At 64.2% G+C, this 24,172-nt stretch carries 29 protein-coding genes; 15 read left to right on the plus strand and 14 right to left on the minus strand.

Translation table 11 applies throughout. The features are described from left to right. Positions 1–20: 20 nt before the first annotated feature. Positions 21–530 (minus strand): tRNA adenosine deaminase-associated protein, encoded by a 510-nt coding sequence (locus KXR83_RS22500; RefSeq protein ID WP_437426746.1) that lies wholly within the window; start codon positions 528–530, stop codon positions 21–23. 73 nt (positions 531–603) lie between these two features. Between KXR83_RS22500 and KXR83_RS22505 the strand changes: the two genes are divergently transcribed. Continuing rightward, positions 604–1,608: a prephenate dehydrogenase gene (locus tag KXR83_RS22505; protein WP_437426747.1), complete on the plus strand. Its 1,005-nt coding sequence runs from the start codon at positions 604–606 to the stop codon at positions 1,606–1,608. On the opposite strand, the gene KXR83_RS22510 is transcribed toward KXR83_RS22505, so the two are convergent. The 8 genes from KXR83_RS22510 to KXR83_RS22545 form a co-directional block, all read right to left on the minus strand. Beyond that, entirely contained in the window at positions 1,581–2,129 is a 549-nt protein-coding gene (locus tag KXR83_RS22510; RefSeq protein WP_437426785.1) for a putative glycolipid-binding domain-containing protein, read from the minus strand. The two genes, KXR83_RS22505 and KXR83_RS22510, sit on opposite strands and share 28 nt — an antisense overlap. Before the next feature lie 158 nt (positions 2,130–2,287). Then, positions 2,288–2,989, minus strand: a complete 702-nt coding sequence (locus KXR83_RS22515; RefSeq protein WP_437426748.1) for an ABC transporter permease — start codon at positions 2,987–2,989, stop codon at positions 2,288–2,290. Further along, positions 2,986–3,681 carry an ABC transporter permease gene (locus tag KXR83_RS22520; protein WP_437426749.1) on the minus strand — a complete coding sequence of 232 codons (696 nt, stop codon included), beginning with the start codon at positions 3,679–3,681 and terminating at the stop codon, positions 2,986–2,988. Before KXR83_RS22520 ends, KXR83_RS22515 begins: the two co-directional genes overlap by 4 nt. Then, on the minus strand, positions 3,678–4,778 hold the full coding sequence (locus tag KXR83_RS22525; protein ID WP_437426786.1) for an ABC transporter ATP-binding protein: 1,101 nt from the start codon (positions 4,776–4,778) through the stop codon (positions 3,678–3,680). Before KXR83_RS22525 ends, KXR83_RS22520 begins: the two co-directional genes overlap by 4 nt. Before the next feature lie 22 nt (positions 4,779–4,800). Beyond that, positions 4,801–5,802, minus strand: a complete 1,002-nt coding sequence (locus KXR83_RS22530; protein WP_437426750.1) for an ABC transporter substrate-binding protein — start codon at positions 5,800–5,802, stop codon at positions 4,801–4,803. A 78-nt stretch (positions 5,803–5,880) separates the two neighbouring features. Further along, complete coding sequence (locus KXR83_RS22535; protein ID WP_437426751.1) at positions 5,881–6,621, minus strand: class I SAM-dependent methyltransferase; 741 nt, start codon at positions 6,619–6,621, stop codon at positions 5,881–5,883. Then, positions 6,618–7,412, minus strand: coding sequence for a class I SAM-dependent methyltransferase (locus KXR83_RS22540; protein WP_437426752.1), 795 nt, complete (start codon positions 7,410–7,412; stop codon positions 6,618–6,620). The genes KXR83_RS22535 and KXR83_RS22540 overlap by 4 nt, the downstream gene beginning before the upstream one ends. Continuing rightward, positions 7,409–8,248: a hypothetical protein gene (locus KXR83_RS22545; RefSeq protein WP_437426753.1), complete on the minus strand. Its 840-nt coding sequence runs from the start codon at positions 8,246–8,248 to the stop codon at positions 7,409–7,411. The genes KXR83_RS22540 and KXR83_RS22545 overlap by 4 nt, the downstream gene beginning before the upstream one ends. 163 nt (positions 8,249–8,411) lie before the next feature. Between KXR83_RS22545 and KXR83_RS22550 the strand changes: the two genes are divergently transcribed. The 4 genes from KXR83_RS22550 to KXR83_RS22565 all read left to right on the plus strand — a co-directional run bounded on the left by KXR83_RS22550 (position 8,412) and on the right by KXR83_RS22565 (position 12,157). Continuing rightward, positions 8,412–9,770 carry a glutamate decarboxylase gene (locus KXR83_RS22550; protein ID WP_437426754.1) on the plus strand — a complete coding sequence of 453 codons (1,359 nt, stop codon included), beginning with the start codon at positions 8,412–8,414 and terminating at the stop codon, positions 9,768–9,770. A 352-nt stretch (positions 9,771–10,122) separates the two neighbouring features. Then, positions 10,123–10,359, plus strand: a complete 237-nt coding sequence (locus KXR83_RS22555) for a hypothetical protein (protein ID WP_030168661.1) — start codon at positions 10,123–10,125, stop codon at positions 10,357–10,359. A gap of 254 nt (positions 10,360–10,613) precedes the next feature. Continuing rightward, positions 10,614–10,901 (plus strand): hypothetical protein, encoded by a 288-nt coding sequence (locus KXR83_RS22560; RefSeq protein WP_437426755.1) that lies wholly within the window; start codon positions 10,614–10,616, stop codon positions 10,899–10,901. Positions 10,902–10,945: 44 nt separating this feature from the next. Continuing rightward, positions 10,946–12,157 carry an NAD(P)/FAD-dependent oxidoreductase gene (locus KXR83_RS22565; RefSeq protein ID WP_437426756.1) on the plus strand — a complete coding sequence of 404 codons (1,212 nt, stop codon included), beginning with the start codon at positions 10,946–10,948 and terminating at the stop codon, positions 12,155–12,157. 44 nt (positions 12,158–12,201) lie between these two features. On the opposite strand, the gene KXR83_RS22570 is transcribed toward KXR83_RS22565, so the two are convergent. Continuing rightward, positions 12,202–13,059: an ATP-grasp fold amidoligase family protein gene (locus KXR83_RS22570; protein WP_437426757.1), complete on the minus strand. Its 858-nt coding sequence runs from the start codon at positions 13,057–13,059 to the stop codon at positions 12,202–12,204. Between the two features lie 39 nt (positions 13,060–13,098). Between KXR83_RS22570 and KXR83_RS22575 the strand changes: the two genes are divergently transcribed. Together KXR83_RS22575 and KXR83_RS22580 are read left to right on the plus strand one after the other, a co-directional pair. Then, entirely contained in the window at positions 13,099–13,530 is a 432-nt protein-coding gene (locus tag KXR83_RS22575; protein ID WP_437426758.1) for a YybH family protein, read from the plus strand. A gap of 179 nt (positions 13,531–13,709) precedes the next feature. Further along, the gene (locus KXR83_RS22580; RefSeq protein ID WP_437426759.1) at positions 13,710–14,681 is read left to right on the plus strand and encodes an intradiol ring-cleavage dioxygenase; all 972 of its coding nucleotides are present in this window, start codon (positions 13,710–13,712) and stop codon (positions 14,679–14,681) included. Here the strand turns inward: KXR83_RS22580 and KXR83_RS22585 are convergent. Then, on the minus strand, positions 14,678–15,031 hold the full coding sequence (locus KXR83_RS22585; protein ID WP_437426760.1) for a hypothetical protein: 354 nt from the start codon (positions 15,029–15,031) through the stop codon (positions 14,678–14,680). The genes KXR83_RS22580 and KXR83_RS22585 overlap by 4 nt on opposite strands. 112 nt (positions 15,032–15,143) lie before the next feature. Between KXR83_RS22585 and KXR83_RS22590 the strand changes: the two genes are divergently transcribed. Continuing rightward, entirely contained in the window at positions 15,144–15,608 is a 465-nt protein-coding gene (locus KXR83_RS22590; RefSeq protein WP_317713666.1) for an SRPBCC family protein, read from the plus strand. Between the two features lie 49 nt (positions 15,609–15,657). On the opposite strand, the gene KXR83_RS22595 is transcribed toward KXR83_RS22590, so the two are convergent. Further along, positions 15,658–16,518 carry an alpha/beta fold hydrolase gene (locus KXR83_RS22595; protein ID WP_437426761.1) on the minus strand — a complete coding sequence of 287 codons (861 nt, stop codon included), beginning with the start codon at positions 16,516–16,518 and terminating at the stop codon, positions 15,658–15,660. A gap of 163 nt (positions 16,519–16,681) precedes the next feature. Here KXR83_RS22595 and KXR83_RS22600 point away from each other — a divergent pair, with 163 nt between their 5' ends. Further along, positions 16,682–16,885 (plus strand): zinc-ribbon domain-containing protein, encoded by a 204-nt coding sequence (locus tag KXR83_RS22600; protein ID WP_243404498.1) that lies wholly within the window; start codon positions 16,682–16,684, stop codon positions 16,883–16,885. Between the two features lie 4 nt (positions 16,886–16,889). Here KXR83_RS22600 and KXR83_RS22605 read toward each other — a convergent pair whose 3' ends face one another. Next, positions 16,890–17,711, minus strand: coding sequence for a MerR family transcriptional regulator (locus KXR83_RS22605; RefSeq protein ID WP_437426762.1), 822 nt, complete (start codon positions 17,709–17,711; stop codon positions 16,890–16,892). Positions 17,712–17,843: 132 nt separating this feature from the next. On the opposite strand from KXR83_RS22605, the gene KXR83_RS22610 reads away from it, so the two are divergent. Continuing rightward, complete coding sequence (locus tag KXR83_RS22610) at positions 17,844–18,197, plus strand: nuclear transport factor 2 family protein (protein ID WP_437426763.1); 354 nt, start codon at positions 17,844–17,846, stop codon at positions 18,195–18,197. Between the two features lie 12 nt (positions 18,198–18,209). On the opposite strand, the gene KXR83_RS22615 is transcribed toward KXR83_RS22610, so the two are convergent. Next, positions 18,210–18,881 carry a hypothetical protein gene (locus tag KXR83_RS22615; RefSeq protein WP_437426764.1) on the minus strand — a complete coding sequence of 224 codons (672 nt, stop codon included), beginning with the start codon at positions 18,879–18,881 and terminating at the stop codon, positions 18,210–18,212. Positions 18,882–19,219: 338 nt separating this feature from the next. Between KXR83_RS22615 and tatA the strand changes: the two genes are divergently transcribed. The 5 genes from tatA to KXR83_RS22640 all read left to right on the plus strand — a co-directional run bounded on the left by tatA (position 19,220) and on the right by KXR83_RS22640 (position 24,162). Beyond that, complete coding sequence (gene tatA, locus KXR83_RS22620) at positions 19,220–19,486, plus strand: Sec-independent protein translocase subunit TatA (protein WP_437426765.1); 267 nt, start codon at positions 19,220–19,222, stop codon at positions 19,484–19,486. Between the two features lie 538 nt (positions 19,487–20,024). Beyond that, the gene (locus tag KXR83_RS22625) at positions 20,025–20,918 is read left to right on the plus strand and encodes an enoyl-CoA hydratase (RefSeq protein WP_317713674.1); all 894 of its coding nucleotides are present in this window, start codon (positions 20,025–20,027) and stop codon (positions 20,916–20,918) included. Then, complete coding sequence (locus KXR83_RS22630; RefSeq protein ID WP_437426766.1) at positions 20,918–22,093, plus strand: acyl-CoA dehydrogenase family protein; 1,176 nt, start codon at positions 20,918–20,920, stop codon at positions 22,091–22,093. The genes KXR83_RS22625 and KXR83_RS22630 overlap by 1 nt, the downstream gene beginning before the upstream one ends. Then, positions 22,094–23,068 carry an acyl-CoA dehydrogenase family protein gene (locus tag KXR83_RS22635; RefSeq protein WP_437426767.1) on the plus strand — a complete coding sequence of 325 codons (975 nt, stop codon included), beginning with the start codon at positions 22,094–22,096 and terminating at the stop codon, positions 23,066–23,068. Beyond that, a complete protein-coding gene (locus KXR83_RS22640; RefSeq protein WP_437426768.1) occupies positions 23,065–24,162 on the plus strand; it encodes an acyl-CoA dehydrogenase family protein in 1,098 nt (365 codons plus the stop codon). Before KXR83_RS22635 ends, KXR83_RS22640 begins: the two co-directional genes overlap by 4 nt. Positions 24,163–24,172 lie beyond the last annotated feature (10 nt).

Consider the following 24,172-nt stretch of genomic DNA (forward strand, 5'->3'; position numbering starts at 1 on the left):
ACCCGACTCACGAAAAGTGCTCAGTGACCGAGCTTCTCAAGCGTCTTCGACAACTCGTCCGCGAAACCGAGTCGGGCCGCGATCATCCCGATCTGTTCGTCGGCATACAGATCCGTGTCCCCGACGATGATGCTCATCACCGAGTCCGGCAAACCGAGGTCGGCGAGAATGGCCAGATCCCCTTCTTCCCACGGCTCGACATCATCGATTTCGTCGGGGTCGATGTCGGGGATCTCGACATTGAGTACGTCGAGCACATCGGCAGCGATGTCGTAGTCGATTGCCGCTGTGGCGTCCGAGATCAAGAGTTTCGTTCCCGACGGCGACGGCCGCACGACGATGAAGAACTCGTCGTCCACGTCGAGCAGTCCGAACACCGCTCCGGCACTGCGCAGGCCCCGCAGCCGGTTCTCGGCTTCACCGAGCTCGGCCAGTGCATCGCGATCCATTGCGGTGAGGGTCCACTTGCCGTCCTCCCGGACGACCGCAATGGCGAAACCATCTACATCATCCGCACCTGCAGCTGCCATGCGGTCACGGTAGCGGTCGGCGCGGGTAAACCCAACTCTCTACGAGCAGCCGCGTGACCTGCGTACCGCCCGCATGTGCGAATCTGATCGGGTGACCGCGACCTCGCCACAGCCCAGGCCCTCCGTCTGTGTTCTGGGGCTGGGTCTGATCGGCGGTTCGTTGCTGCGGGCGCTGGCCGCCACCGGTCGGCCGGCGTTCGGTTACAACCGCTCCGAGGCCACCGCTGCCGCTGCCACCGAGAGCGGGTTCGATGTGTCGACCGACCTCGTCGCGACCCTCGCCCGCGCAGCGGAGCAGTCGGCGTTGATCGTGATCGCGACGCCGGCTCCCACAGTTGCCGCGATCGTCGCGGCCGTCGCCGAGCACGCCCCCCGCTGTCCGCTGACCGATGTGGTCAGCGTGAAGCAGCCGGTCGCCGATGCGGTTAACGCGCAAGGGCTCAGCAGCAACTTCGTGGGAGGCCACCCGATGGCGGGTTCGGCCGACTCGGGCTGGGCGGCCACCGACCCCACTCTTTTCGACGGGGCGGTCTGGGTGGTGGCCACCGACGACGGCGCCGATCCTCATGTGTGGCGGACCGTTGCGCAGGTCGCCCTCGAGGTCGGGTCCCGCGTGATCCCCGCCGCGTCCGATGAGCACGACCGCGCGGTCGCGGGCATTTCCCATCTACCGCACCTCACGGCCGCCGTGACCGCCGTGGTCGGCGCCGGCGAAGGTGAACTCGCGTTGCGGCTCGCGGCGGGCTCGTTCCGCGATGGGACACGCGTGGCCGGCACCAAACCCTCTGCGCAGCGGGCCATGCTCGAGGCGAACGACATCGCCTTGCTCAATGCACTCAGCGAGACCATCGATCGCCTCACCCGTGCCCGCGACCAACTGCGCGACGAGGGCTCGGTGGAGATCCTCGTCGACGACGGGCACCGCGCACGCAAGCGCTACGAGCAGATCAACGCTTCCGCCGACGTGCCCGTCACCGACGTGGTGATCGGTTCCGACGGCTGGGAGGCGGCCCTGCGTGACGCCGCCCGCCGCGGCGGGGTGTGGACGGGTCAGACCCGCTCGGCCAACCCCGGGTAGTTGATGACAAAACCGTTGTCGTCGACGGTGAGGATGGTGTCGGCCACGGGTGAAACCACTCCGACGCCATCGGCACCGGGTGTGTACTGCAGCGTCGCCGATTTCACCTCGCCCGTGGGCAGATAGAGGTAGGCAACGGGGACGGCCACCGGGGCGGCTGCGGGTTTGCCGAGGCCCAGCCTGCGGATGGGCAGCGCGTTGAAGAAGGGACTCAGCGCCAGGTCGACGTCTTGTGCACCGCCGAAGTCGCTGCGTTCCATGCCGCGGGCAGTCTGGACCAGCCAGGTGTCCTCACCGTCGCGGGTGATCGAGATCTGGGCGTCCCCACCCGCTCGCACGAGGTGCAGCGACAACCGCTTGGTGACGCCGGCATCGTTGGTGACCAGGTCGTACGAGGCGCTGAAGGCCTCTCGGTCGGCGGTTGCCGCAGCAACGATCCGCCCATACGCCTTCACCCGATTCCCGGTGACCGCGACACGCACCTGCTCGAGCCGGTCCTCGCCTATCCCACGCCAGGTCATCACTGTCTTGAAGTCGCTGTTGTCAGAGACACCGGCCGACCCTGGCTGGAGCACGGTTGCCTCTTGGGACACGTCTGGGGAATTCACACCTTCAAGGTAGGCGACCAGACCCCATGTTTCCGAACCAATGGCACACATTGGCCGGAGCACCCCTTTGATCAGGCGGTGGACAGGTCCGGAGTGCGTCGCAACCGTCCAGTACCTGGGACGGACGCCCAGCTGACACCTGCGAGGATGCCGTCGAGAATCAGGGCCAACAGCGTGACCAGCAGCGACCCGGCGATCATCGGCGGGTAGTCATAGGTGGCGAGCCCGTCGAAGATCGGACGTCCGAGGCCACCCAAGCCGGCGTAGGCGGCAATGGCTGCAGTTGCCACCACCTGCAGCGTGGAGTTGCGCAGGCCACCCAGGATGAGTGGGAGTGCGTTTGGTAACTCCACTCTGAGCAGCACCTGCAGGTGGCTCATGCCCATGGCCCGGGATGCGTCGACCACGGCCTTGTCGACATTGGCGACCCCCGCATAGGTGCCTGCCAGCAGCGGCGGGATCGCGAGGAGGATCAGCGCAATGATCGTGGGGGTGAGTCCGAGACCCATCCACAAGATGAAGAGCAGCAGCAGACCCAGGGTCGGCAGCGACCTCAGGACGTTGACCAATCCCACCACCGCCACCTCGCCCTTGCCGGTGTGACCGATGAGCAGACCGATCGGGATCGCGATCAACGCCGCGACCGCCACCGCATAGAAGGTGTAGCCGATGTGCTGGCCGATCTCGACCAGTAGCCCCTCGGAGTCCTCGGTACCAGTCCAGTTGGTTCCGGTGGTCAGGTAGCTGACGGTGTCGCCGAAGATGTTGCTCATGCCGGTGCCGCCTCCTTGGCCAGGTTCATCCGGCTACGTGCCAACCTGCCCGGCCCACGGCCGACGCGCGCCCAGGGGGTCAGCACCCGGCCGACCACCACGAGGACCAGGTCGATGACCAGTGCGAGAACCACCACGGCGATGATGCCGGCCACGATCTCGTCGGTGTAGTTGCGGCTATAGCCTTCGGTGAACAACCGTCCCAGGCCGCCGAAACCGATGACCGCACCTACCGACACCATCGAGATGTTGGTCACCGACACCACGCGAATGGTGGCGATCAGCACCGGGATCGACAGGGGCAGTTCCACCTTGAGCACGCGTTGCCACGGCTTGTATCCGATGGCCGTGGCGGCGTCGACAGCGGCCGGAGGCACGGCGTCGAGCGCTTCGGGAACCGAACGCACAAGCAGCGCAGTCGAATACAAGGCCAGCGCCACCATCACGTTGACGTCGGAGAGAATGCGCGTGTTGATCAGCGAGGGCAGCACGATGAACAGGGCGATGGACGGGATGGTGAAGATGATCGAGCCGATCACGATGGTCACCCGCCGCGCCGGCCGGGACCGGTACACCAGGAGACCCAGCGGAATCGCGATGACCAGCGCCACCGCCAGCGGGATCATCGACAGTTTGATGTGCTCGAGCGTCAGTTCCCAGACTTTCGAGAAGTGGTCGAACAGGTAGTTCATGACGCCGACTTACGCTGCTGTTCGAGAGCAGCAACAACATCGGCAGCGCGAACTCCTCCGCTGACGGTCCCCCGCCCGTCCACCACCACACCGATTCCAGAGGGCGATGACAACGCGGCGTCGAGCGCTTGGCGCAGCGACCCGGACTCACTGAACAACGACCCACCGGCCGAACAGCTGTCGTACAGCGATGCACCACCGGAATGTGCACGCACCCCGTCGGCGTCGACCCAGCCGAACGGGGTTCCGTCCACCGTCACCAGCCGCCACTCGTCGGCTCCCAGGACCAGCCCGTCGATCTGCGCTTCGGTGATCGGTTCGAGCGGCTCGACCTTCACGTCTTGGCCTGAATTGAACTGCAACAGACGGTAACCGCGGTCGCGGCCGACAAACGAGGACACCAACTCGTCGGCGGGCGCGGCGAGCAGTCGCGCCGGGGTGTCGAATTGGCGCAGGACACCGCCTTTGCCGAAGATCGCGATCCGGTCGGCGAGCTTGAGTGCCTCATCGATGTCGTGGGTGACGAAGACGATCGTCTTGCGCAGCTCTGCCTGCAACCTCAACATCTCGTTCTGCAGGTCCTCGCGCACCACCGGGTCGACCGCGCTGAACGGCTCGTCCATCAGCAGGATGGCCGGATCGGCCGCCAATGCCCTTGCCACACCGACTCGTTGCTGTTGCCCGCCCGACAGCTGACCCGGGTACCGGGTGGCGACCGCCGAGTCCAGGCCGACGCGCTCGAGGAGTTCGAGTGCCGCGCGCCTGGCTGCCTTGCGTGATTCGCCTTGCAGCACAGGCACGGTGGCCACGTTGTCGACCACCCGCTGGTGCGGCATCAGCCCTGCGCTCTGGATCACGTAGCCGATCCCGCGCCGCAGTGTCACCGCGTTGGTGGTGCTAACGTCTTGACCGTCGACCCGCACGACGCCCGAGGTCGGGTCGATCATGCGGTTGATCATCCGCATCGAGGTGGTCTTGCCACATCCCGACGGTCCGACGAAGGCGGTGAAGCTGCCTGCCTCGATCTCCAAGGTCAGATCGTCGACCGCGGTGGTGCCGTCCGGGTAGGTCTTGGTCACCGCATCGAAGGTGATCATCGGCTTCCTTCCATCGGTCATCTCATGACCCCAGTTGCTTGTTGAGCCCGTGGTCCCGCACCCAGCGTTCGGCTGCGTCCTCGACCTCGAGTTTCTGTGCCCCCGAGACCATCTCGTTCAGAGATCGGAGTTCTTCGACGGTCAGTTGCGCGGACACCGCGTCGAGCACCTTGCGTAGTTCCGGCGAGTCCTTCGACTTCGCCAGCACCGGCACGATGTTGTTGGCGGGGAAATTGTGTTTCGGGTCTTCCAGCACCACAAGGTTTTCCGTGGTTATCGCGGGCGTTGTGGTGTAGATGTCGGCGGCGGTGACCCGACCGCTGGTCAGTTCGTTGATGGTTGCCTGGCCGCCGCTGTCGTTGTTGGGTTTGAAGTCGACGTCCAGACCATAGTTTCGGCGCAGACCCGGTACCCCCACCTCACGAGTGGCGAACTCGCTGTTGGCCATGAAGCTGACGGTCTCCGACTGCGCCACTCGCGCGAGGTCCGCGATGGACACCAGGTTCCACTTCTCTGCGCTCTGTCGGGTGACGGTCACCGAGTCCGAGTTGGACCCGGGAGCCGGCGTGTAGGTCAACAGATCGTCACCGAGTACTGCGGGCAACGCATTCTCGATGTCGGGCAACGACGTCAGCGACGAGTACTTCGTCACCTCTTCCTCGGACAACTCGGGAGCGGCCGCTGCCAGATACTGAAGCAGGTTCCCGATGTAGTCGGGCGCGATGTCGATGTCGCCGGCGCGCAGGGCGGGAAGGTAACGCTCACGGGTACCCGAATTGAGCTGGTTCTCGGCTGTGAACCCGTTGGCCTCGAGAACATCGATGTAGATCTGACCGATGATCTGGCTTTCCAGCACGCCCCCTGATCCGACGACGATGTGACGGGGATCGGGATCACGCGATCCCGCACGGTTGAGCGGATCGAAGCAGCCTGCGACGACGGTCGCCAGCAGCATGACGATCAACGGCACCAGGGTGAGCCTGATCCAGGTCCGCCGGCGAGGGAGCGTTCGCATCTCATCCATAGAACACCACCGCTGCGACGGCGTCAGCATGGCCGGCCGATTTTGTTCATGGTGAGCCGAACTCGGCGTGCCGGCAGCTCAGAGTCGGTGGGCGCGGTACACGTGCGTCCGGTAGGGCAACACGATGACTCCGTCGCTGTCGGCCACGCCGTCCGCCAGCTCCTGCACTCCCTCGAGGATCCGTGTGCGTTCGGCGTCGGCTGCGGTGATGACGTGGCTGCGCGATGCTGCCATGGCAACGAGCTGCTCCGATGTCATCCGGCGCTCCCAGTCGAAGGCCTTGTGTTCCAACGGACCGAAGTGTGTTCGTAAGCGAGGTCCTCCCCTGGCCACGAATGTTTCGGCAGCGCTGGCGGACATGATGTCGGTGAGCGCTGCCACCCACGAAACGGACTCGTCCCGGATGTTCCACACGAGGCCGATCCGTCCACCGGGTTGCAGTACCCGGGCCGCTTCGGCGGTCGCCGGCTCGGGCTGCACCCAGTGCCAGGCCTGGCCGTAGGTCAGGACATCGGCCACCGAGTCGTCGAGTGTCGTCTGCTCGGCCGTGCCCGGTACCGAGTGCACTGTCGGCAATGCCGAGGACAACGCGTCGAGCATCACGCGATCGGGCTCCACTGCGATCACCGTCCGCCCCGGCGAAAGGAGCGAAACGGTGAGTTTGCCTGTGCCGGCGCCGATGTCGACGACCACCCGGGCGTCGGACGGAACGAGATGGGCGATCGCCGATTCCGGGTAGTCCGGCCGGCCCTTGCTGTACGACGCTGCTTCGCGACCGAACGACGTGGCCATCTGCGCTTGCCTGCGAGGGTCGGTCATTGCCACGACGCCCTGTCCCTGGTTGCGCTCACCACCACGTACGGGGCCGCGAAGGTCACCGACCCGTCGGCGTGCGCGAGTTCGCCGAACACGTCCCGAAAACCGTTGATCACCTGCTGACCTCGTTCGTCGTCGATCATGGACAGCAGGTTGACGTGCACGGGGGATTCACTGGTCACCAGATGCATCGCCTCGTCCACGGAACCGAACTGCCACAGATGGTCTCGCTCATCCACCACGACATCGATGAAGCCATCGGTCAGCCTCTGCTCGATGACGGCCGGGTCGGCCCACGATTCGGGCGACACGTCACCGAACTGCGGCGCCGGCGACGGGCCGAGCACGTCGGCGATCGGAGAGAACAGCGGCTGCTCCGGCGCCGATGCCCACGCGGTGTACGCGAATGTCCCGCCGGGCTCCAGCAATCTGCGGACCTCGGTGATCTGAGGCTCGGGCTGCACGAAGATGATCCCCACGCTGGAGAGCACCACGTCGGCTGGTGGTAGTCCGGTCGCGCTTGCGTCCGCACACACCCAGCGGATGTCGAGGCCCGAACGTGCCGCCTCCACCTCTGCTTCGTCTAGCAGTTCAACGGTCAGGTCGACCCCGGTGACCTGCGCCCCTTCACGAGCGCAGAGCAGTGCCGCGCTGCCGGTTCCGCAGGCGAGGTCGTAGACGACCGCACCGGCCAACGGCATACGACGACCGGCAACGGCCACCAGGTCCTCGGCGAGCGGGACGAGGTGATCTGCCACCGTCCGGTACCGACCCCGAGCCCATGGCGTGCTCATGAGCCGAGATGGACGCAGACCGCCAACACACCCTTCTCGTCGGCGACGACCTTCCCGTCCACCTTGATAGAGCACGTCACGTCATTGCCGTCGACCGAAAATGCACTGAGCTGCAACGTATCCGGTGCGCGGTCGATGGTCTTGGTCCACGGCGTGCGGGGATCGGACTCGGTCTTCTCGCCGTCACGATCGCTGTACAAGATCAGCATCGCCGAACCGGTCACCTCGTACTCGACCGTTCCCGCAGTCGAACGCGTGGTGGTGGTCTCCGTGGTGGTGGTGTCGTCGGTTTCCCGGGTGGTTGTCGTCTCGGTGGTCGACGTTGCCGAGGTGGAGGTCGCCGATGGGGAGTCGTTGTCGGAATTGCCCATCAGTGCGAGGGCCGCAAACGCTCCGCCGGCCACGACGATCAGTGCGACCACCACGCCCAGGATGATCAACAGCGTCTTTTTGCTGCCCCCATCGTCGGGGCCGTTCGGGGGACCGCCGTAGCCGCCCCCGTACGGAGGCTCTCCGTATGGAGGTCCGCCACCGTAAGGGTTGTTGCCGTAGGGATTGTTCGGGTCGTATGGCTCCCCGTACGCGGGCTGACCTTGGGGACCGTAGGCGGGTGGGCCATAGGCCGGTCCGCCGTACTGGTTACCGCCGTACTGGGGATCGCCGTATTGGGGCATCGAGCCGGACCCGTACGCGGGCATCTGGCTGGTGCCGCTGGGTCCCTGACCAGGTTGGTCCGAGGGCTGACCCCAGTACGGCTGTTGCGATTGTCGAGGATCCTGGCCGCCCCAGTACGGTTCATCCGGCTTGTTGGGATCGTTGCCATATCCGGGCCCCATACGTTTTGCTCCTCAGGTCGGCCGTCAGGAGTCAAACACTACCGGCGCGGCGTACACAGGCCTAGAAACAGTTTCCCCGTACGCGGGGCCGGCAAACGGTACGATCAAATCGCTTCGCGGGCGTCGAAAAGCACCGCGTCTCATCCAACGCGATGGAGTTCAAATGTCGAACGAACGTGGATTGATTGCTCCCGCATATACCGGCCGACTCGCCGTCGAGGGTGTCCCGGCCCTGAGAATTCCGGACGATTCGATGGAGCCGGAAATCGCGTACCGGTTCATTCACGACGAATTGATGCTCGACGGCAATTCACGCCTCAATCTGGCCACATTTGTGACCACGTGGATGGATCCGCAGGCCGAGCGCTTGATGGCCGAGACGTTCGACAAGAACATGATCGACAAAGACGAATATCCGTTGACTGCGGCCATCGAATCCCGGTGCGTGAGCATGGTCGCGGATCTGTTCCACGCTCCCGGACTCGACCCCGAGGACTCATCCACGGCCACCGGCGCCTCCACCATCGGCTCATCGGAGGCGGTGATGCTCGGCGGGCTCGCCCTCAAATGGCGCTGGCGCGAGAAGAAGACGGGTGGCACACCGAACCTCGTCCTCGGCAGCAACGTTCAAGTGGTCTGGGAGAAGTTCTGCCGCTATTTCGAGGTCGAACCGCGCTATCTGCCGATGGAAGAGGGTCGCTACGTCATCACCCCGGAGCAGGTGACCGAGGCGGTGGACGAGAACACGATCGGCGTCGTGGTGATCGCAGGGACCACGTACACAGGCGAACTCGAGCCGGTCAAAGAGGTCGCCGCCGCTCTGGACAAGCTCGCGGCCGATGGCGGCCCGGACATCCCGATCCACGTCGACGCGGCCAGTGGTGGTTTTGTGCTGCCGTTCCTGCATCCCGATGTCGAATGGGACTTCCGGGTGCCGCGCGTGGTTTCGATCAACGTCAGCGGGCACAAGTACGGACTCACCTATCCCGGAGTCGGTTTCGTGGTCTGGCGGGGCAAAGAGGACCTCGCCGAAGACCTGGTGTTCCGCGTCAATTATCTCGGCGGCGACATGCCCACCTTCACCCTCAACTTCTCGCGTCCCGGCAACCAGGTCATCGGCCAGTACTACAACTTCTTGCGGCTCGGGCGCGCCGGCTACACCGACATCATGAAGGCGTTGTCGAGCACGGCCCAGTGGTTCGCCGGGCAGATCGCCGAAGAAGAAGAGATCGACGTCCTGACCGACGGTTCAGCCATCCCGGTCGTGACGTTCAAGTTGAATGATCCCTGCCCGTTCACGGTGTTCGACATCTCCCACGGACTCCGGGTGTACGGCTGGCAGGTACCCGCCTACACGATGCCGGACGACGCCACGGACGTCGCCGTTCTCAGAGTCGTGGTGAGGGAAGGATTCTCGCGTGACATGGCCCGCGTCCTGCATCAGCACCTCGTCGAGGTCATGGACGGACTACGCAAGATACAAGCCGGCGGCCATTTGAAAAATCAGCATTTTGCTCACTGATTCCTGACCTAGGTTTTGTGGCCTGGGTCACAATTTTCCCGGGGCCGCTCCACCACTCGCGGCAGGATGGGCCGCAATCGCACCATTGTCCGTCGGGCTGGGCACCACCCTCCTGACGATTGATGCGAGTACTTTCTGCTCTTCGGTCGTTAATTTGGCATGTTCTTTTATTAACTCACCAGCAATTACTCATTGACCTGCGACAAGTAGGCGTCTCTCGTGCGACGGTCAGGGCAGTTGGCCAAGTGGCCAGCTGTCCAACCCATCCAGGGAGTACAAAAATGCATTTGTCGACATGCCCATCGATCACCACCCAGAAACAGAGCGCTTTCGCAGCACGGGGGTTCGGAGCATGAAGGATCCGAAGCTGATGCTGAGTGTTGCCAATGCCATCGAGGAGCGCGCCGACTGGACCCGCACCATCCAAGGTGTCTCCATCGGCATGTGGTTTGCCGTCGCGGTCCGCCCCGGCGCGTGCGGGTCACTTCTCAGCGGTATGGCCGCCATGTACTTTCCGGAGACCGAGGTGTTCGGCGACCCGGGTAAGGCGTTCTACGCCGCGGTGCAGGAGGCCCTGGTGATGAGTTGATCCGCAGCCGGCCGTGCGATCGCCTCGGTGAGGAATGTGTTGCCTGATCGCCGACCATCGCGCCGCTGACTCTCGCAGCATGGCATGGACCACGACGAGGTGGTCCGATGTCATCCTCGAACTCCGTTCCCGCAGCATCACCTGGGACCGGAGACGGTGACGCACGGCCGAAATCGACTGAACACCCAGGCGAGGTGCCAGATCACCGAATATCTCTTAGGCTGACTCATCACCACACGTTGAGGAGAATGCCGATGGTCGACAAGAGCAGGGAGTCGACTGCATCCGACATCCCTCTGTTGGACGCCGACGAGTCCGCAGGCGACACGGTCGCGGACACGGTCACCGCGGTCCACCTCGATGACCACCGCTTCGAGATCCCGAGCCAGTTGGCCACGGAGATCTTCGACCAACTCGACGCGTCCATCGACACCACCCGCGCCGTCATGCTCACTCTGACCGACGATGCGTGCATCATGATCGCGCCCGACGACCCGATGGTCATCTTCGTTCAACGCGAAGCGGTCGACACCGGTGCATGACTCGCCGACGGGTGGTCACCGAAGGTTCTGGGTACAGGGCCGATATGACCCCAGCAGCGAGCACAGCGGACCAGTACTTCGACGTCCTGGTCATCGGCGGCGGTAACGCCGGGATCAGTGCCGCGGCCAGGCTGATCAAAAAGGGCATCACCGACGTCGCCGTCATCGAGCCTCAGCGGGTCCACACCTATCGCCCACTGCTGTCGTATGTGGGTGGCGGGCAGGCGACCTTGAACGACGCCGAACGAACCCAGCGATCGGTGACCCCCGAGCAGTGCACGTGGATACAGGACACAGCCATCTCGGTCGATGCGCCATCGCAGACGGTGCTGTGCGCGACCGGCCGTACATACCGATACCGCGACCTCGTTCTCGGGCCCGGGCTCGTCCCGGATGCTGACGCACTACCCGGAATCGACGCGGCCCTCGAATCCTCAGCTGTCGCCAGCAATTACGTGGACCGGGCCGAGGAGACATGGGAGTTGGTCAAGACCATGCCCACTCGCGGTCGGGCCGTGTTCACCGTGCCCCGCGCGCCGGTGAGCTGTACCGGCACCACGCTCAAACCACTCTTCCTGGCTGCAGCCCACTGGCAGAAGACCGGCCGACTGCCCGGGATCGACATCACCCTGGTGGTCGACCGTCCCGAGTTGCTGGGTGTGCCCGACCTCGACGGTCGGCTGTACAGCCTTCTCGCCGACCTCGACGTGCGGGTGTTGCGCAATACAGCAGTCACCGAGCTCGATCCCGATGGTCGGCAGATATCGGTGACGGGCGCCACCGGGTCGGTTGAACAACTGCCCTACGACATGCTTCACCTTGTCCCGCCGTTCCGTGGACCTCTATGGGTCGAGTTGTCCGGACTTTCCGGCGTCGATCCCCGCGGTCTCGTCGACATCGACCCTCACACGTTCCGTCATCACACGTACCCAGACATCTGGGCTGGAGGAGACGGGGCCGCGGTGGCCACTGACCCGTCCGGCGGTGCGCTACGTCGGCAGATCGCCATCCTCGTCGACAACCTGATCGCTGCCCGCGAGGGAAAAGCGTTGGCGGAGTACGACGGATACACGGTCGCGCCCGTCGCCATCGACGGCCACAGACTGATCGCCGGTGAGTTCGACCGGGCCGGCACCGTCGAGTCATCGCTACCGTCGTTTGTCGACCCGCTCAAACCACGACGATCGGCATGGGCTTTCGACCGCTACGGACTACCGCAGATGTACTGGAACCTGATTCTCAAGGGTCGGCTCTGAGGTCGGGATCGGCTGCAGTGCCGACAATTCGGAGCGACACCGGATCAGAGGTCGGGCAACGTCCACCAGCTGCCGAGTTCTTCATCGAAGGAATCCGGCGAGTACCTGCCCAGCCCACTCATCGGATAGGCGGTTGTTTCGCCGAACCAGACGTGTCCGTCCACGTCGTACAGATCGACGCGGAGGAAGTCGAATCCGTGCGCGATGCGCTCGGCGATCGCGATCATCTCCGAGAGGTGGGGCGGCGCAGGCACCAGCGGGAGATCCTCTGCCCCGGGATGTGTCGCAACCCGATTCCACGAGATGTCGTAATACGAGGCTCGCGGATCGGCAACTCGATCGGAGACCACCAACACATAGCGGGCGACGCCTGCGAAGACGAAGAACTTGTAGTCCGAGGGGAGGGCATCGGACGTACCGATCCGCTCTTCGACCAGTATCCGCGGCGTGGCCCGGCTGTAACCCCACTCGCCCATGAGCTGCCAGTTCTCGTTGTCGAGCCACCCGTCGGTCCGGGCGAGCAGGTCGTCGATGTCGGGGCGTCCATGGCCCACGATGATCTTGCCGAATCGGTGTGCCGGCTTGAGGATCCATCGATCGGGCAGATCGACAGAGCCAAGGTCTCGCAGATCGGTTCCCGCCCAGAGGGTCTGCGGGACCCTCACAGAATCCCCGGCGGCGCCAGACGCCAGTTCTTTCATGGCCAACTTGTCGCACGTGGGAGCCAACAACTCGCGGCGGTCATGGCGCACTCGCCAGTTGACCTTGTCGGTGAAACGTTGCGGATTCCGCAGACGCGGCAGGCGTCGGTGAAGGGCACCATAGAACAGAATTCGTCTCGGTGTCAGTGGAATTCGCATGATCGCGGCGAGCGCGACCCGCGCTACGGTGGTGTCAGACATCGGCATCAGACTAGCCCCCTATGGCGGAAGAGGATTACTTTGCAGGACATCACGATCCGGGATTGGTTCGAGAGCTGGCGTCAGCTGATCCTCGACGTCGACTACGACAAGGCCCGCACGATGTTCGCCCCCGACGTCGTCGGCTTCGGGACCTACATGCGACTGGTCCGAGGTATCGACGAGTTGGAGAACGAGCAATGGCGTTCCATCTGGGGCCGTATCACCGAGTTCCGTTTCGACCTGGATTCGATGGTGACCGGCACGTCTGATGACAAGCTCACCGGCTGGGGGCTCAGCCTGTGGACCTCGACCGGTTACACCGAGAACGGGACGCCGTTCGAACGGCCGGGCCGCTCGACGGTCTTGCTGACCCGATCAGACGTCGACCAACCGTGGCAGGCGATACACACTCATCTCTCACTGGTTCCCGGCACACCGCCGCGCACCTTCGGGCCGCCGCCCGCCGGCTGAGCGCACTCGAAACCGTTGCGGCCGCACGTTCCTCGGTGGCCGCTCAACCCCGGCAGCGGCTGCCGCTCACCGTGGGTGGGCGGGATCTTCGCAGCGGCCGTCCAGCTGATTGCCAGGTTGTCGATCAAGACTGATGTCACCCGGTTCGACGATTGAACCGGATCGACCGAGGAGGCAACATGACACAGCGCAGGCAACGTGATTCGACACCGACATACGAGGGTCGTCGACTGCCCAGGCCTGCCGACGAGGTGGTCGACCAGGGCTTGGCCTTCGACGTGGACACGTTGTTCAGTCGGCGCAGGATGCTGGCAGTGTTCGGATTGGGTGCAGCCACCGTCGGATTGGCGGCGTGCGGAGGGTCGAGCAACTCGAACTCGGCCACCAGCTCGGCGACGACGCCTGTATCGACCACAAAAAGCACTGGGTCACCGATGGCACTGACCGAAATTCCTGACGAGACCGCCGGCCCATACCCCGGAGACGGGTCCAACGGACCCGACGTACTCGAACAGAGCGGCATCGTCCGCACCGACATCCGCTCGAGTTTCGGCGACTTCAGCGGGACTGCCGACGGGGTTCCGATGACCTTGCAGCTGACGGTCTCCGACCTCGCCAACGGAGGTGTCCCGCTGGAGGGCGCCGCTGTGTACGTGTGGCACTGCACGCGCGAAGGCGGATACTCCCTGTACTCGGACGGGGTCACCGACCAGAACTTCCTGCGCGGCGTCCAGATTGCCGACGCCGCCGGAAAGGTCGAGTTCACCAGCATCTTTCCCGCTTGTTACAGCGGCCGCTGGCCTCACATCCATTTCGAGGTCTACCCAGACCAGAACAGCATCACCGATTCCACCAATGCCATCTCCACCTCGCAGGTCGCGCTTCCACAGGACGTGTGCGACGCCGTCTACGCGACCCCGGGATACGAGAATTCCGTGGCCAACCTCACCCGGGTCGGCCTCGACAGCGACAACGTCTTCGGTGACGATTCCGGTGCCGCCCAGCTGGCGTCGGTGACCGGCGACGTCACCGGCGGGTACACGGTTGCCCTGGCCGTGGGGGTCGACGCCACCACCGAACCCGCGGGTGGCCAGATGCCCGGGGGCGGTGTCCCACCCGGCGGAATGCCGAATGGTGGTCCGACGGGCTAGTTCGCGCGTCCGTCCACCAAAGCATCACGAAGCTGCAGTACCGCCGCTTTGACCCAGATGTTGGCCCCGAACCCGCCGTGACTGTCGAGGTAACTGGCGCAGAGCTCGGGCATCGTCGGTGCGTACACAGCCAGCTGTGCGTTCACTGCGGCATGCAACGTTGCCGAACTCACCGTCGCCGAGGCCGGACAGTGCCGGTCGATGAGGGCCATGTACTCGGTGAGCATCTCTGGCGTCACGCTGCCCGTCTGATCGCTGAACGCGGCCGCTGACATTTCTTCGGGTAGTTCAGCCAGCATGATCAGCGCCAACGGATTGTCCGCCACTGTGAGCGCACGATGTTGGGTCATACGTTCAGTGTGCACGTGTTCACTCGAAATGCATATCGATTCGAGCGGGCAGACAGGGTGAGGCGACGCGGGCGGCCTTGCCGTGTCACCGATTCTTAGGCAGTGTTGGGGCATGAGCGAAAACACGAAGGTCACAGTCGAACGCACCATCGATGCGCCCGTCGACGCAGTTTTCGACGTTCTCTCCAACCCTGAGCGGCACCAGGAGCTCGATGGTTCGGGGTTCATCCGCGGCGTGGACCACGCCGATCGGATCCAGCAGGTCGGCGAGGTGTTCACCATGAACATGCAGGGCGATCACATGGGCGGTGAGTACAAGACCGACAACCACGTCTCCGGTTACGCGAAAGACAAGTTGCTGGCATGGAAGACCGCACCCGCCGGTACGGAACCTCCCGGCTGGGAGTGGTTGTGGGAGTTGGAATCTCAGGGCCCCAACGAGACTCTGGTCCGGCACACGTACGACTGGTCAAAGGTCACCGACAAGAAGCTCCTCGAGCAGGTGAAGTTCCCGCTCGTCACCGAGGACCAGTTGACCGACACTCTTGGGCGACTGGCCGCAGCGACTGCTTCCTGACCTGAAACGCTCTGGCCTCAAGCAACCGATTCGCGGTCCGGCACGGGGGTCAGAGAGCGAGCATGGCGGAAGCGACTCGGTCGGTGGCCGCATGTGGCAGTGCGGTACCCATGTCGTCGAGCACCAGCAGTCGGGCGCCAGGGATTGCGGCGGCGAGGACCTCGCCGTTACCGACGGGGAAGAACGGGTCTTCGCGACCGTGCACCACGAGGGTGGGCAGGTCGACTCCACCGAGCCGCTCCCGCCATCGTGGGGCACAGTCGATGCGGGAGAACACCATCCCGAGCTGGTTCGCCTGATGCACCGCCGGTTCGGTCGACGGCGTCCGGTCCCAGATCCGCATCGCCGTGGACCGCGCCTCGGCTGGGTCGTTACGCAATGACTCGGCACCCTTGGCTGCGAACGTCCCGACGGCCTCCCTGCCACTCCAATCCGGCATCGGGCGAGAGAACAGTTCGGCCATGACCGCTGCGTCGTGCTCGGGCAAATCCTCGTCCGCCGGGCCCGGCGCCACCGGTCGGGTGCCGACGAGGGTCAACGCCGAGAACACATCGGGGTGGTCGAGCGCGGCGACCTGAGCGACCATGCCTCCGACTCCGATTCCGCCGAGATGTGCCCGTTCCCCGAACGCCCCTGCCAACGCGGCCGCGTCTGCGGCCAGGTCTCGGAGGTCGTAGGCAGGGTTGTCCGGGTCGAGGGTGGTCGAGGTCCCTGAGTCACGCAGGTCGTAGCGCACCACGTGCCGACCACCCGTTGCGAGGCGTTCGCACAGTGCGTCCGGCCACGACAACATCGTGGTGCCGCCGACCAGAAGGATCAGCGGGTCAGCTTCGCGGCCGAATCTCTCGATGCCGAGTTGTACACCGTTGGCCCGCACCGAGGTCATGCCCGCGCGCGTTGCACCTGTCATGTCTGCATTCCTGCCTGTCGATGTACCCAGAGGGGTAGACCGAGGGGCAGGACAGAAGTCATCGGCCGCGCCACGGACGGCCATCTGGGGCACCGCACCCCAATCGACCTGCATCCACCGCAGACCACTGGCCGGCTTCGAAGGAAGCTATATGCTGGGCTTCGTGTTCTTCATCTTTGGTTTCGGCACCAAGCAGAAACACCTCGGCCCGGGGCAAACCCGCACATGCCCTCACTGCAACAACACCACGCAGTGGGCACGAATCAAGCAGTACCAGCAATTCACGCTGTTCTTCATCCCGATCGCGCGCTGGAAACGGCGCCAGTTCGAGCAATGTGGCATCTGCGGCACCGTCGCCGCGGTGTGAGTGGTCAGATGCTGGCGCCCGAAGCGTTGATGGGCCAGCCGATCTCGGTTGTCCCGTCTCGTCCGGGAGTGCCTTCCAGGTAGGTCTCTCGCACCGGACCGGGTGCGCCGATACCGTGTTCGTTGACGTAAGCACCGAGGTCTGCGTACACCTCGCCGATGGTCGCATCGCTGCCCCGGTGCGTCGCCACCGCCAGCGTCGCGGCGGGCAGTGATTCCAGTACTGCCCGGTCGCCTTCGGGCGGTGCACTCGAGGGAGCAACCGGTTGAAAAAGGGCACATTCGCCGTGTTCGTCCAGGAACAACTCGGTCGACCACAGTCCTCCGCGCGGCCCATCGGTGGTGATGCTCGATCGCATGACAACGTCATCGAGGCCCGCGTTGGCACTTGTGAACCAAGCACCCAGATCAGCCAGATCGATGGTGTCGCGGATGACCAACGCAGACATGCTCGCGATGTCACGTCGTTCGATCCGCACCGGCTGTGAGTGGTCCGTCAACAGTCGACGAAGCGACTCCACCGCGGACTGTGTGTGCGCCAGCCGTTCTTCCATACGCTGCAGATGGTCAGCGATGATTGCGTTCTTTGCTTCTTCGCCGGATGCCTGCAGCGCTCGGTGGATCTCCTCTACAGGCATGTCGAGCGAGCGGAGATGGTGAATGACCCGTGCATCCTCGATCTGTCCCCGACCGTAGTAGCGGTACTGGTTGTTCGGGTCCACGGCAGCGGGTTCGAGCAGGCCCACGCGGTGGTAGAACCTGAGCGCCTTGGCACTGAGACGGGTCGCGCGACTGAAGTCACCGATGGACATCAAACTGGGCACCATCTCAGTCTCCCCCTTCCCCTGAGGGGAATCTCAACCCTTCGCGGTGACGTCGCCGGGGAGTTGACCTTCCCCTGAGGGGAACGGCCAGGGTGGGGTCCGCAACCAACGTCACGCGCGAAAGGAACCATCGAGATGACATCCGAAACCACTGACCTGCCAACCGCCGTAACCGAGTACCTCCAGGCGGCCCCGGACGCCGATCCCGCGGCCCTCGCGAACCTGTTCACCGAGGACGCCATCGTGGTCGACGACGGGAAGACCTACCGGGGTCGCAGCGAAATCGCCGCCTGGCGTTCAGAAGTCGCACATTCGTTCACGTACACCACAACACGGTTGCGAACCGAAGAGCATGCCGACGCAATCGTTGTGATCAACCGCATCGAAGGAAACTTCCCAGGCGGCCGAATCGACCTGGCAAACCGATTCACCGTGGACGACGCGAAACGGATCAGCTCCTTGATGATCGCGCCGGCGACGGAAGGCTAGCCCGCACAAAGACTATGGCCGCGTTCCGCGCCGCCGTCGATTCACGACGATCCACCCGACCGCGGCGAGGACAAGTCCACCTGCGACAACCAGCAGCGGCAACGGGACTGCCGCCGTCACCCTCGTCCACCAGCTGCTCGTGGCCGGGACCTCATCGGCGGCATCGAGCAGTGGGGTCGGCGTGGCGGGGTTCGGCGGCCGTGGTGGTCCGAAGTCCCGTTCGAGTACACCCCTCACGTCGGACGGCGACAGTGTGGCCGGCCCCATGCACAGGTTGCTCTCCCAGCCGCGGCCCACTCCTGCACTGAGGCCGGCGTCGACGAAGAGCAGGTAGTCACGGCCAAGCTCGAACTTCACCCCGCACGAAGGGCCGTCATGCGGGGTGCCCACGGTGGTGACAGAGTCCACTTCCCCCTTGAACACCTCGGCCACCGCGAACTCGTAGATGTCATCCGACCCGGACGACGCCTTGCCAGTGGCTCGGGCGAGAAAGACACCATCCGCGTCCGATGCAGCTTCCTCCGTCGTGTATCCACGGCAGCTGCACGCACAGGCCGGCCCGGCCGCACCTGCCGAAACCGCCAACGAGACGAGCGCTCCACAGAGCGCAACGGCGATCAGTCGCGGAATGGACGGCCGGAGCCGGTGCATGCGACCGAGTCGCGACCTGGGTTCTTCACTCATCGTGAGCCGATCACCGGGCTGGTGCGGATCACCAACGCTCCGCTCAGCATGGCATCACCACAACCACCTGTTGGCCCCTTCATCAACCGCAAACAGATGACTTTGCAAGCTGCTGGCGCGGATCGAATCCGGCCACCTCGGTACCGGCGGAGACATTGCACTCGCCGCAATCCTCCGAAAAGGATTCGCAATTATTCTTGTGACTGCTGCCACATCGTGCTACTCATGTTACATAGAAACAGTTCGCGTATCACTGGACCAGTCGGGGTGGCAGAGAATATGTCCACAACTAACAGAATGCACTGGCGCGAGAACTGATCAGCACACCAGGGGGATCAATGAATGCTCTTCAACCGTGGCATATCATTCTCGTCGTAGTCGTTTTCCTGATTCTCTTCGGATCGAGAAAACTACCCGACGCCGCACGCGGTCTCGGTCGCTCGATGCGTATCTTCAAGAGTGAGATCAGCGAGATGAACAACGACGACAAGCCCGCTGATGATCCTGCACCACAACCTAATTCGCGTCCTGCACTCGACAGCGGCGACGCCGTGCGGACAGGCAACGACCCAGAACACACCAGCCGAATGCAACGGCCCGCCTAGGTCACAAATCCCCGGCCCAGAACGTATCAAATACGAAAGGAGAAACGTGCTGTCAACATTCTTTTACCTCATCGAAGTCATCGGAAACACTTTCGGCGTTATCGCGCAGGCTGTAGCAACCGGAAGCGCCGGATGAGCACGCCCGTGTCGCAGGCCGCCACAGATATAGGGCGGCCTGCGGTACGGCCGCAGCCAGAACTACGAGGGCAGGCAATGTCTTCCGCTTTTGAACCCGTCTCGGTGAACACCCCGCCGCCACCGCCAACCCGGTCGAAGACCGGAGAGTCAGAGATGCACAGCCACGGCAACCCGGCCGCTGGCGGCCCCTTGAGATCGCTGATGGCCACGCGCCGCAATGTTGCCCACTGGTTGTTTCCCGGACGACTATCCGAGTGACCCTCCGTCCCGTGAACAGCCCAGCTAGCGGTCATGGTGGAACTTCCTGACTGAATCGCCCCCGCAGAGCGACGACGCGGGCCACCATGCCCGACTCACAGCGCCATTTACCAACCAAGCACTTGCTAGGTATGGTGACGAGGTGACTATCCCGAGCCCTCTCACCGCTTCCGAGCTTGGCGTCGACACCTCCCCGGTGGCGTACGAGACCGTGGGCGCTGTCGCCTACGTGACGTTGAACCGTCCCGACTATCGCAACGCGCAGAACTCGGTCATGACGTACTCCCTCGACGCGGCGTTCGTGCGCGCCGTCAACGATGCCGACGTCAAGGTCATCGTCCTGCGTGCGGCGGGCAAACACTTCTCCGCCGGCCACGACATCGGCACGCCTGAACGCGACTTCCACGTCGAGTACCCGAACACCGCCAGCCTGTACTGGGACCACACCGACCGCACCGGCGGTGACCAGCGCCTGGCCCGCGAAGTCGAGGTGTACATGGGGATGTGCCGCCGCTGGCGGGAGATCCCCAAGCCCGTGATCGCACAGGTGCACGGCGCCTGCATCGCCGGCGGCATGATGCTGGCCTGGATCTGCGACTTCATCGTCGCCTCGGACGATGCGTTCTTCTCCGACCCGGTCGCAAGGATGGGCATCCCCGGAGTCGAGTACTTCGCCCACGCATTTGTGCTCGGCCCACGCCGCGCCAAGGAGATCCTCTTCACCGGCCAGCGGTTCGGAGCCAAGGAAGCTCTCGACTGGGGCATGGTCAACCACGTTGTCCCCCGCGACGAACTGGCCGCGAAGGTCGACGAGATCGCCGGGAACATCGCCGAGATGCCCCAGTTGGGACTCGCGTTGTGCAAGAAGGCCGTCAACATCTGTGAAGACCAAATGGGCATGCGAAACGCGATGGACTCGGTCTTCGGCTGGCACCATTTCGCACACAGCGCCAACGCCGAAGCACCCGAGGGTGACCCCTTGGGCGGCATGGACGCCAAGTCGATGAAGTCCAGCGCAACCAAGCAGGAGTCCTGATGGATCTGCTCTTCGACGACGCAGCGAACATCTTTCGCGACGAGGTCCGGGGCTGGCTGTCCGAGAACGTCCCGGAGAAACCGCTGCGGTCCATGGACAGCGCCGAGGGCTTCGAGCAGCACCGACAGTGGGAGGCCACCATGGCCGATGCCCGCATGTCGGTGGTCAGCTGGCCGGAAGAGTTCGGCGGTCGCGAGGCACCTCTGCTGCACTGGCTGATCTTCGAAGAAGAGTATTACCGGAGCGGGGCTCCTGGCCGGGTCAGCCAGAACGGCATCTTCCTTTTGGCACCAACACTTTTTGAACATGCTCACCCTGATCAGCTGGCACGGATCATGCCGCGGATGGCACGGGCCGACGACATCTGGGGTCAGGCATGGAGCGAACCCGAGGCCGGCAGCGACCTCGCGTCGCTGAGATCCACCGCAACTCGAACCGAAGGCGGCTGGCTGCTCAACGGTCAGAAGACCTGGAGCTCACGATCGAGCTTCGCGGACTGGGGTTTCGGCCTGTTCCGTTCCGACCCTGACTCGGTTCGGCACCGCGGGATCACCTACTTCATGTTCGATCTGCGCGCAGAGGGTGTCACCGTCCGGCCCATCAATCAGCTCGACGGCGAGCCAGGATTCGCAGAGCTGTTCCTGGAGAACGTCTTTGTTCCCGACGATCCAGATCAGCCCGGCGAGTCCGGAGTGATCGGCGAGGTGAACAACGGCTGGAAGGTGGCCATGAGCACCGCGGCCAACGAACGTGGACTCTCCCTCCGGTCCCCCGGCCGCTTCCTTGCCACCACCGACCGGCTGCTGAACCTGTGGCGCGACACCGCACCCGAGCTGCGCGCCGGGCACGGCGACCGCGTCGCCGATGCGTGGATCGGAGCCCGCGCGTATGAGCTGTCCACGTTTGCCACCGTCAGCAGACTGGCCGAGGGCGGACAGCTGGGTATGGAGTCGTCGATCAACAAGGTGTTCTGGTCACAGTGGGACATCGCAACCCACGAGACAGCGTTGGATCTGCTGGGCCCGGAATCCGAAGTCGCGCTTCGGCACTCGTCCGGCGACTGGACCGATGGGTACCTGTTCTCACTGTCAGGGCCGATTTATGCCGGTACCAACGAGATCCAGCGAAATGTGATTGCCGAACGACTGCTCGGACTTCCGCGAGGGGACCGCTAGATGAGATTTCTGCTGGAAGACGAGCACCGCGATCTCGCGTCGTCGATCGACGCCATGCTCGCCAAGAGTGATCTGCCCGCGGTGATTCGCGCGTGGAACACTGGCGACCTCGAACCGGGGCGCAAGGTGTGGTCGAGGCTGGCGGAGACCGGCGTCAACGCACTGCTGATCTCCGACGACAACGGCGGTATGGGCGCCGGCGCCGTCGAGATGGTCGTCGCGGTCGAGACACTCGGCCGTTACGGCGTGCCCGGGCCCGTTGCCGAAACCGTTGCTGCAGTACCGGTCCTGCTTGCCGACGCCGCAGTGACCGAACCGTTGGCCGCATTGGCAGAAGGTGCACTGGCCACGCTGGCGCTGCCCCCCGAGGTACCTTTCGCCGTCGATGTGGAAGTCGCCGAACACACCTACCTCGTCGACGGCTCGACCTTGAGCACCGGAGTGGGCACAGACCCGCGCCCGTCGGTGGATCTGGCCCGCACACTCTCGGTGGTGCAGGCCGGCGAACGGCTGGCCGATGTCGATGCTTCCCGCGCATTCGACTTCGGTGCCCTGGCGACCGCGGCGCAGCTCATCGGCCTCGCTCAGACCATGCTCACCCTCACCAGCGAGTACGCGAAAACGCGAAAGCAGTTCGGCCGGGAAATCGGTTCATTTCAGGCTGTCAAACACCATCTCGCCGATGTGGCGATCGCCGTCGAGATGGCACGACCACTCGTTCACGGAGCAGCGCTCACCCTGGACGGACAAGTACCCGAACCACAATTCGCCTCGCGCGATGTGTCAGCTGCGAAAGTCGCCGCGGGAGAGGCCGCCTACCTCGCATCCCGAGTCGGCCTGCAGGTGCTCGGCGCCATCGGCTACACCCAGGAGCACGATCTGTCGCTGTACCTGACGAAGACCCGAGCCCTGCTGTCGGCGTGGGGTACGCCGGCAGTTCATCGGTCCCGGGTTCTGGAGTCGATCAGCGCATGAGCATCTACTCCCCCGGAATCGACACCGAAGAGCAGTCCGCACTACGTGATTCGGTTGCTGCGCTGCTACGCCGCAGTGGCGACTCCGCAAGCGTGCGAGCGGCGATGTCGTCGGAGAACAGGTACGACCAGGCTCTGTGGTCCACCCTGTGCGAACAGATCGGCGTCGCCGCACTGGCGATCCCGGAGCAGTTCGACGGTGTCGGCGCCACGCTCACCGAAACCCATGTGGTCCTCGAAGAATTGGGCAAACACCTCTCCCCCGTTCCGATGCTCGGTTCTGCGGTTCTCGCTACGCAGGCCCTGCTCCTCAGCAGAGACGACGACGCCTGCGCGCGTACGCTTCCTGACCTGGCATCGGGCGAGAAGGTGGCCGCACTGTGCTGGGCAGGCGAATCCGGCTGGAACGAACCCGGAGTGGAGGCGAGCAGCGGAATTCTCTCCGGCACCAGCCACTACGTACTCGACGGCGAGTATGCCGACGTGCTGCTGGTCCTGGCCCGCTCGGGTGAGCACGTCACGCTGCATCAGGTGGATGCGAACGCCGACGGCATCACTCGAGTAGCCCGTCCCACCATGGACCCCACGCGGCCGCTGACAACCGTCACCTTCGAGGATGTCGATGCCATCGCCATCCCGACGGCCGAGAATCTGGTGAACAACCTTCGCGCCACCGCATTCGTCGCGATCAGCGCCGAACAGGTGGGCGCAGCTCGCGCAGCGCTCGACCTGACCGTCGAATACACCAAGTCGCGCAAACAGTTCGGTCGGGTCATCGGCTCATTCCAGGCACTCAAGCACCGGATGGCCGACATGTACGCACTCACCGAGACTGCGCATTCCATCTCCTACGCAGCCGTCGACGCACTCGTCAACGGAACCGACGAAGCGCTTGCGCTCGCCGACGCTGCCCGGGTGTACTGCTCGGACGCGTTCAACCACATTGCCGCCGAGGCCATTCAGCTCCATGGCGGAATCGGCATCACATGGGAGCACGACGCGCATCTGTACTTCAAGCGCGCACATGGGACCGCGCAGCTGATCGGTCAGCCGCACCATTCGCTGGGACGACTGGCACAAGCGGCCGGCCTTTGAATTTTTCGCC

Source organism: Williamsia muralis (assembly GCF_051487485.1).
Taxonomy (GTDB): Bacteria; Actinomycetota; Actinomycetes; order Mycobacteriales; family Mycobacteriaceae; genus Williamsia; species Williamsia muralis_B.